Source organism: Cupriavidus numazuensis (genome assembly GCF_905397435.1).
Lineage (GTDB): Bacteria > Pseudomonadota > Gammaproteobacteria > Burkholderiales > Burkholderiaceae > Cupriavidus > Cupriavidus numazuensis.
Map to the genome: position 1 here is coordinate 1 of NZ_CAJPVI010000118.1, position 8,349 is coordinate 8,349.

Sequence of the window (8,349 nt, forward strand, 5' to 3'; positions counted from 1 at the left end):
TGGCTGTTCACGAAGTTGCCCCTGGCCACCACGGCCGATGACTATGCCGCGCTGCTACCTTGGGCTATGCCTGACGCAGTTGTGAGTGACGTCGTTTATTGACTGCATACGTTACTTTAAGGATGTGCAAATCTGAACATTCAGAATGGCGCAAGACGAACGGTGTGCCTTTGCTGGATGGCGAAGCCGGAGGGCTTCGGCCAACGGTGCTGATGCCTCGCTGCGTGGATGCGCTGTGGGCTGCGAGCCATTGCTCGCGCACCAGACTTCTGTACGCTGTATGAACCTCGCCCCAGACACCTTGTCGTGATCTGCGGTCTTTCCTTACAGGTAACTGCAGGACGTCATGGTGACCTCGCATGGGAACACGAATACTCGTGCCGCGCGTGGCAACCTTTCAGACAACTTCTGCCCGCCGCGGGCGATCACGCCCGCGGCGGCAGCATGCACGCTCCAGCCCCCGGTCGCGCGACGTACTTCACGTCGCAATAGACAGGCGCCTGCGGTTCCAGTCGCGCCCTAGCTTTAGGCTGCAGCGCCGAGCACCGGATAGTCGAGGTATCCGGTTGGGCCGCAGGAATCGATGTCGAAAATCGTCTCAGGAATAAGCTTGTTCAACGGCGCGCCGAGGCGGAGTCGCTCAACCAAGTCAGGATTTGCCATGTATGCCCGCCCGAATGCAACAGCATCGGCTTTCCCACTTGCAACCACTTCCTTGGCTGATTCGATGTCAAATCCGTCGTTCGCTACGCAGAGGCCGCCAAACTCCCGTCGGATTACCGGCAGCAATGCCCCTTCGCTCTCAGGCTCACGTACAAAGAGGAATGCAAGCTTTCGCTTGCCCAGTTCCCTTGCCACATAGCCAAACGTAGCCGACGGGTCACTGTCGCTTACGCTGTGACTTGGCGAGCCAGGAGCGAGATGCATGCCCACACTCTCCGCGCCCCAGACAGAACTTACCGCGTCTGCGACCTCAAGGAGTAGCCGCGCGCGATTCTCGATGCTGCCGCCGTACTCGTCATCGCGATGGTTCGAGCCGTCCTGCAAAAATTGGTCGAGCAAGTAACCATTGGCGCCGTGGATTGTCACCCCATCGAATCCAGCCTGCAGAGCGTTAATCGCTGCAAGGCGGAATGCCTCTACGCGCTGTTTGATCTCTGCGAGGCTCAATTCACGCGGCACGCCATATGGCATCTTCGGCCGGCTGTGCGCCAAATGGCCGTCAGGTGCAATAGCGGTCGGAGCGACGGGCGTCAGACCACCTTCAATACGTGAAGGATCGGAAATTCTGCCGACGTGCCAGATCTGGGCGAAGATCCGCCCTCCGGCGTTATGCACCGCATCTGTGACCTTGCGCCACCCTTCTATCTGACCCGGCGACCAAATGCCGGGGACGTGTGGGTAACCGACGGCCTCGGGCATGACCGGGACGCCCTCCGAGATGATGAGGCCCGCGGACGCACGCTGCTTGTAATGCAGCGCCATCATATCGTTAGGCACAAGTCCAGGCGCACGAAGCCTGGTCAGCGGCGCCATGATAATACGGTTCGGGAGTTCAAGCTCTCCCACTACGAGAGGATCAAAGATGGATACTGGCTTCATGGTAGACGTGGATGGCTAGACGACGAACCTCGCATAAGGATCGGCTAATATTGATGACGCTGCGCTTCAGTTGCAGCAAAAAGCCATGCAGTCACGGATCGCTACACGGCGAACTCGAACCTACAGTGCGGGCGCACGGAGATATACCCCCGGGTTGGCAGACAGCCCCGCTTTAACCTGACGCGATAGTTCGTCCGCGAAGACTTCTTCCGCGTCACCCCTGATCGCATCGACTACCTGCGCGGCTACTGACTCAGAGCTGATCTTCGGCAGAGAGACGTGCTTTGCCATATCCGTATCGATGAAGCCTGCATGAACACCGATAACCCGAGTGCCTTGGCTTCGAAGCTCATTGCGCAACCCGTTGGTCAGTGCCCACCCAGCCGTCTTCGATGCGCAATACCCGCTAGATGTCGGCAGATTGATCCAACTCGTCACAGAGAGCATATTCACCAAAACCCCTCCGCCATTGCGCTTAAGAACGGGAGCGAATGCCCTGCTCACGAGAAGAGTCCCAAAGAAGTTCGTTTCGAGCAGTGCGCGAGCCTTCTGAACGCCATCCTCTGCAAGGAATGCAGACGGAAGGCCTATGCCTGCGTTGTTCACAAGCAAATTGACATCAGCACATTGCTCTGCGGCGGCAGCAACCTCAACCTCATTTGCGATATCTAGACGTACTGGGATGGCGCCTTCTATGTCCACCTTAGACGGGTCACGCGATGCGGCGTAAACCTTGCGCGCCCCCGCCTTGATCAGCGCCCTCACGAAAGCCCCACCCAGACCACGGTTGGCTCCGGTGACCAGTACTACTGCATCCTCGATTTTCATTTAATGACCTTTGAATTGAAGGGTTAAGCAAATCAATCTTGGATCCCATCGACATGAATCGTGTAGCAGTCGCCCTGATAGGAATGCTGCGAGCAGACGCATTGACAGAATCCCCGCTGACCAATTGAATCGGCTTGCGCAAGGTAGTCACGGCCGAGAGCTTGCTTTGCGCCGTTGTTGTTACCGTAGCGAAACTCGCCCCTCGTAACGAGGCACAGGAGCGAGAACCCAGCTGACCACTCCTCTGACGGGGCGGCAAAACCGATCGATGATGCAAGCAGCGTTATCGCGCTCCCTAGTCGGCAAGTTGGAGCGACTGACAATGCGTCAGCACTTGAGCGCCACGCACTTCCAGTCACTACGGCATCGGCACTTGCGCCTGCACCGCGTCGAGTCCCAACGATATTAATTGTGCTCGCAATCATTGTCAACGAGATTCCAACCTGGTTTTTTGCGTAGTAAGGAAGGCCCTAACTCAGCGCACGCCTCCTCGAACGACTTCGCGCGATCGCCCGAACATTTTGCGACGCTGAAGGCTCCTCAGCCCCGGAAGGTGCTTACAGCCAGCTATCACCCGATGAGGACTCCTGTGTGGGGACGGCCAACACGATGATATTATGCTCGTAATATAAAGAACTCAACTGGAGTCTTCCATTGAGACTCTTCTCTTGGAAGATCAAGGTACTACAAGCGCACCTGCCATTTCATGACATTTGCGACAACGCGCGCTCTACGTTCGCATGCGCCTTTGGCAGGTTTCAGTTCTGCAGGTTTCGGTTCTTGCGCGGAGACTGACGCCTGACGCTCGCGCAATGGCTCGCAACCGGACCTGCGCCTGCGCGGCTAGGTATCAGCATCGATGCTCGAAGCTGTGCACTTCTTTAGTCTTCAGAAGGACGGGAAGTAGGCAAATTCTTGGACACAAATCAGCTTTCACCGACTACAGAAAACCTCGCGCTCGCGAGGTTTCGTGCACGATGGATGCTTCGCCTTGCCACTGCATCGGCGGCACGAAATGACTGTAGATCACGGCGACGCGCCTGGAAGATCGGCCGCCGCGGTTGGTGGTTGCTTGCCTGATTGAAGCGGCACCAGTAGCATGAGACTCATTAGGCAACTATCTACAGAGACATCGGGATGCAAAGAAAGACCTTCCGGGACATGCAATGTCCGATTGCGCGCAGCCTCGAGCGGGTCGGGGAGTGGTGGAGCATCCTGATCCTGCGCGAGGCGTTCTACGGCTCCACGCGTTTCGATGCGTTCCAGAAGAACCTCGACATCGCACCGAACATGCTCACGCGCCGCCTCAACGGGCTCGTGGAAGAGGGCTTGCTCGAACGGCGCCAGTATTCGGAGCGGCCGCCGCGCTACGAATACGTGCTGACTGACGTCGGCCGCGATTTCCTGCCCGTGATGCTGTCGTTGCTCGCCTGGGGCAACAAGCACTTCGCACCCGAGGGAACGAGCGTGCAGCTTGTCAACAAGACAACCGGGCAGCCGATCGAGCCCGTGCTGGTCGATGCCGCCAGCGGCGCGCCGGTTGACCTGGCGCGCTACACCATTGCCCCCGGGCCGGCCGCCGACGAAGGCGTGCGCCGGCGCCTGGCGGATGCGGAGGCATACCTGTCGTCCGAGTTCGCCACCTAGCGGGCCAAGAACGACTGACGCGGAGAAACTCCTCTCTCCGGACGCCTACCGGCTTCTCCCAGCCGCTCGAAACCAGCCTACGCGTGCTAGCGGCTTGCACCGTGCGCACCGCTCTGGGCGTCGGGCGGCAGCGCTTGTGTCCCAGAGCGGCCAAGGTAATCCGCACGAAGCGTTCGAGCCTCCCGAATTGGCGAGCCTCAATACGGCAGCCACTCTTCAATACTCGGTTCCAGGTCTCGATGGTCCAGCGCCGTGCATACCACTGAAGCCGCTCAAGAGCCTGCTCGGCCGAGCGCGTGGGCATCGAACTAAGTAGCATTCATTCGAGCGGCTCGACACCGACGGGCGGTTCATCCTCGATGACATGCACAGCGAGGACGTTCTGCTCGGGCAAGCTCGCCTGCGTCTGTGGTGGTCAACTACAAACGGCCACATACCTTGTGCGCGGCGAGACAGCGTCGTTTAGTTCGGTATCGGCGGCCCAGGAAACGCGAGCTTGCGCAGGCTGCCCGCAAAGCCTTGCAGCGCGCGAAGCGACCTTCTTCCGATAGTTCAGTCCGCTGCCCAGGTCCGTCACGACCTCGACTTTCGCGAACCCACCTTCCTGGCAATGCCGCTCAAGGCGGGCCGCCTGCGTCTGGAGTTGCGCGCTCTGGTCATTAGACGAGACGCGGGCGTAGCAGATAGTCTTGCCCGCTGGGTGCACCTGCGCGCCCGATGCAGTTCGGACCGCGTCCGACGCATAGCGCCGATGGCCCCCCAAGATGCGCAGAGCAGGCAGCAGGCGGCCCCGGCGATGCCAGCGCCGCAATCTCGCAACAGCCACGCCAAGGGCGGCAGCCGCTTCGCCGATTGAAAGGAGGTTTGTTCCTGGTTTGTTCATAACCGGGTAGGCAACCGTTTTAAACGAACTGGATCAGGTTTGCGCAGCCTATCCACGAACAGCTACATCCACCTTCTTGACGCGGATGTTCGCCTTGGGCTCCCCTTGCCTCATGGTCGTGCCTCTGCGCATCTTCCCAGCAAAAGTCCAGAATCTACGCAGGAATCCGAAGTGACAACGGTGCACCGTAGAGGTGACTTAGTTCTTCACATTTGCACAGCAGTTGGGCGTTGATTTTATGAATCACGGGCACGCTGAGCGCAAATGTAAGAAATCACCGCCAATAGATGTAAGGATTTTCTTACGACACTCCGCATTAAATAGTCTCAACGCCTCACGATAGGTCTCACATGCAGAGCTTCACCTGGCACGCAGCTTGCACTCGTGCCAGCCCTTGTAAGTATCACTTAGCCGAAATCCGAGCCTAAATTGAAAAGGAGAAGGGATCCATGAAGAAGTTGGCCATTGCAGTCGGCGCAGTCGTTCTCTGTAGTTCCGCTGCCACCGCATTCGCCCAGAGCGCCACGGATGCAGCGACGCCAGCGCCGGCTGCCGCTACCGCCGAGCCCGTGTCGCCGCATACGTTCACGGCCAATGTCTCGCTGGCATCGGACTACCGGTACCGCGGCCTGAGCCAGTCCAATCGCCATCCAGCCATTCAGGGCGGCTTTGACTACGCGCACGAGAGTGGCTTCTACATCGGCAACTGGAACTCCAGCATCAGCTGGATCTCGGATGCCGACAAGTCGGTGTCGGCGCCGATCGAGATGGACTTCTACGGCGGCTTCAAGAACACCTTCAAGGCCAGCGACATGGAGTTCAATTATGACGTCGGCGTGCTGCAGTACTTCTATCCGGGCGGCTACAGCCAGCCGCGTCCGTACACCACCGAGATTTATGCCGGCATCGGCTATGGCCCGGTATTCCTGAAGTACTCCCAGGCGCTCACCAACTTGTTCGGCATCGCCAATAGCCAGTACAGCAGCTATATCGACCTGAGCTTCAATTACCCGCTGAATGTGTGGGACCTAACGATGAATGCGCATCTGGGTTACCAGAACGTCCAGCACATCAGTGCGGCGTCGTACCTGGACTGGAAGCTCGGCCTGACCAAGGACCTGGGTAAAGGCTTCTCTGTGGCAGTGGCCTATATCGGCACCAACGCGAAGGAGTCGTTCTACACCAACAGCTATAACCACAATGTTGGCAACAACACGGGCTGGGTGTCCCTTACCAAGACTTTCTAATTGAGCGTCAGTCAGGGCAAGCCGCAGCCGGCTTGCCCACAGGAGAAATCGATGAAACTGATCATCGCTATCATCAAGCCGTTCAAGCTCGACGAGGTGCGCGAAGCGCTATCCGACATCGGCGTGTCCGGCATCACGGTCACGGAAGTGAAGGGCTTCGGCCGCCAGAAGGGCCACACCGAGCTGTATCGCGGCGCCGAGTACCTCGTCGACTTCCTGCCCAAGGTGAAGATCGAGGTGGCCGTCCCCGATGATGTGGTGGAGCGCGCCATCGAGGCCATTGAGGAATCGGCCCGAACCGACAAAATCGGCGACGGCAAGATCTTCGTGGCACCGATCGAGCAGGTCATCCGCATCCGCACCGGCGAGACCGGCAGCGATGCCCTGTGACAGCACAATCACAAGAGGTTAAGCAAATGAAAACCTGGTTCAAGCGAGTCCTGACGGCGGGCGCGATGGCGCTGACCATCGGCACAGCCGGCGTCGGCTTTTCCACCCATGCTGTCGCGCAGGACAAGCCGGCGGCCGAGGCCTCCGCTCCTGCCGCCTCCGCTGCCCCCGCGGCGGCACCTGCAGCCGCTTCGGCCGCCACCGCCGCTGCGCCGGCCGAAGCGGCTGCCGCACCGGCCGCACCTGTGCCCAACAAGGGCGACACCGCCTGGCTGCTGGTCAGCACGGCCTTCGTGATCCTGATGACGCTGCCGGGCCTGGCACTGTTCTACGGCGGCCTGGTCCGCTCGAAGAACATGCTGTCGGTGCTGATGCAGTGCCTGACGATCTTCTCGGTGGTGTCGCTGCTGTGGGCCGTCTACGGCTACAGCTTTGCATTCACCGAGGGTAACGCGTTCTTCGGCGGCACCGACCGGCTGTTCATGAAGGGGCTCACGGTCGACGCCGTGGCGGCTACCTTCAGCAAGGGGGTAGTGGTGCCGGAGCTGGGCTACTTCGCCTTCCAGTGCGCATTCGCGGCGATCACCTGCGGGCTGATCATCGGCGCCTTTGCCGAGCGCGCCAAGTTCTCGGCCGTGCTGGTGTTCGTGGTGCTGTGGTTCACCTTCGCCTACATCCCGATTGCCCACATGGTCTGGTTCTGGCCCGGTCCGGATGCCTTCACCGACGCCGCCGCGGGTACGGCCGCAACGTCCAAGTCCGGCTGGCTGTTCCAGAAGGGCGCGCTCGACTTCGCCGGCGGCACCGTGGTGCACATCAACGCCGCGGTAGCCGGCCTGGTCGGTGCCTTCATGTTCGGCAAGCGCATCGGCTTCGGCCGCGAGGCGATCCGTCCGCACAGCCTGACCTTCACCATGGTCGGTGCCTCGCTGCTGTGGTTCGGCTGGTTCGGTTTCAATGCCGGCTCGGCACTGGAAGCCAACGGCTCGGCCGCACTGGCCTTCGTCAACACGCTGCTGGCTACCTGCGCCGCAGTGTTGTCGTGGACCTTCGGTGAGTGGATCGGCAAGGGCAAGCCGTCGATGCTGGGCGGTGCCTCGGGTGCGGTGGCCGGCCTGGTGGCCATCACCCCGGCAGCCGGCTTCGTCGGCCCGATGGGTTCGATCGCGATGGGCCTGCTGGCTGGCCTTCTGTGCCTGTGGGGCGTGACCGGCCTGAAGCGCATGCTGGGCATGGACGACTCGCTGGACGTCTTTGGCGTGCACGGCGTGGGGGGCATCCTGGGCGCGCTGCTGACCGGCGTGTTCGCAGCGCCGAGCCTTGGCGGTACCGGCATCTATGACTACGTCACCAACATGGTCGCAGAGGATTATTGGATCCCTGGCCAGTTGTGGATCCAGCTTCAGGCTGTGCTGACGACCATAATCTGGTCGGGCGTGGTGGCCTTCGTGGCCTACAAGCTGGTGGATATGCTAATCGGACTGCGGGTGCCGGAGGAAGAAGAGCGCGAGGGGCTAGACATCACCTCGCACGGCGAAACCGCTTACGAAGTCTGAGTGTAAAGGTGTTGTGCTGGCTGGAGGGTTGATTGGGGGATCGACCCTTAGAAGTACTGCCCGGCCGCGTGCCGGGCTTATTTATGGTTCATCGCCGATTTCCGGGGAAGGCTGCTCGGATCTTGAGGAAGAAGTAATGGTCATCGCGGAAGCCATAGGCCATACGCTTGATCACCTTGATCCGATTGTTGATGCC

7 protein-coding genes and 1 pseudogene are annotated in these 8,349 nt (G+C 60.1%); 4 read left to right on the forward strand and 4 right to left on the reverse strand.

The genetic code is table 11. The features are described 5' to 3' along the window. Window positions 1-525 precede the first annotated feature (525 nt). Together KHO41_RS40335 and KHO41_RS40340 are read right to left on the reverse strand one after the other, a co-directional pair. Window positions 526-1,602, reverse strand: a complete 1,077-nt coding sequence (locus tag KHO41_RS40335; protein WP_211958781.1) for an alkene reductase — start codon at window positions 1,600-1,602, stop codon at window positions 526-528. Window positions 1,603-1,722: 120 nt separating this feature from the next. Further along, a complete protein-coding gene (locus KHO41_RS40340) occupies window positions 1,723-2,430 on the reverse strand; it encodes an SDR family oxidoreductase (RefSeq protein WP_211958782.1) in 708 nt (235 codons plus the stop codon). Between the two features lie 1,137 nt (window positions 2,431-3,567). Here KHO41_RS40340 and KHO41_RS40345 point away from each other — a divergent pair. Beyond that, entirely contained in the window at window positions 3,568-4,077 is a 510-nt protein-coding gene (locus KHO41_RS40345) for a winged helix-turn-helix transcriptional regulator (protein WP_211958783.1), read from the forward strand. A 580-nt stretch (window positions 4,078-4,657) separates the two neighbouring features. Here the strand turns inward: KHO41_RS40345 and KHO41_RS41560 are convergent. Next, window positions 4,658-4,960: pseudogene (locus KHO41_RS41560) on the reverse strand (MerR family DNA-binding transcriptional regulator); the annotation flags it as partial. A gap of 449 nt (window positions 4,961-5,409) precedes the next feature. Here KHO41_RS41560 and KHO41_RS40350 point away from each other — a divergent pair. From KHO41_RS40350 to KHO41_RS40360, 3 genes are read left to right on the forward strand one after another with little or no spacing between them, the layout of a single operon-like run. Beyond that, window positions 5,410-6,207, forward strand: coding sequence for a TorF family putative porin (locus KHO41_RS40350; protein WP_211958784.1), 798 nt, complete (start codon window positions 5,410-5,412; stop codon window positions 6,205-6,207). Between the two features lie 51 nt (window positions 6,208-6,258). After that, window positions 6,259-6,597: a P-II family nitrogen regulator gene (locus tag KHO41_RS40355; protein ID WP_211958785.1), complete on the forward strand. Its 339-nt coding sequence runs from the start codon at window positions 6,259-6,261 to the stop codon at window positions 6,595-6,597. Window positions 6,598-6,623: 26 nt separating this feature from the next. Then, complete coding sequence (locus KHO41_RS40360) at window positions 6,624-8,153, forward strand: ammonium transporter (RefSeq protein ID WP_211958786.1); 1,530 nt, start codon at window positions 6,624-6,626, stop codon at window positions 8,151-8,153. 88 nt (window positions 8,154-8,241) lie between these two features. On the opposite strand, the gene KHO41_RS40365 is transcribed toward KHO41_RS40360, so the two are convergent. Further along, a partial coding sequence (locus tag KHO41_RS40365; protein WP_211958787.1) for a transposase occupies window positions 8,242-8,349 on the reverse strand: 108 nt, incomplete at its 5' end.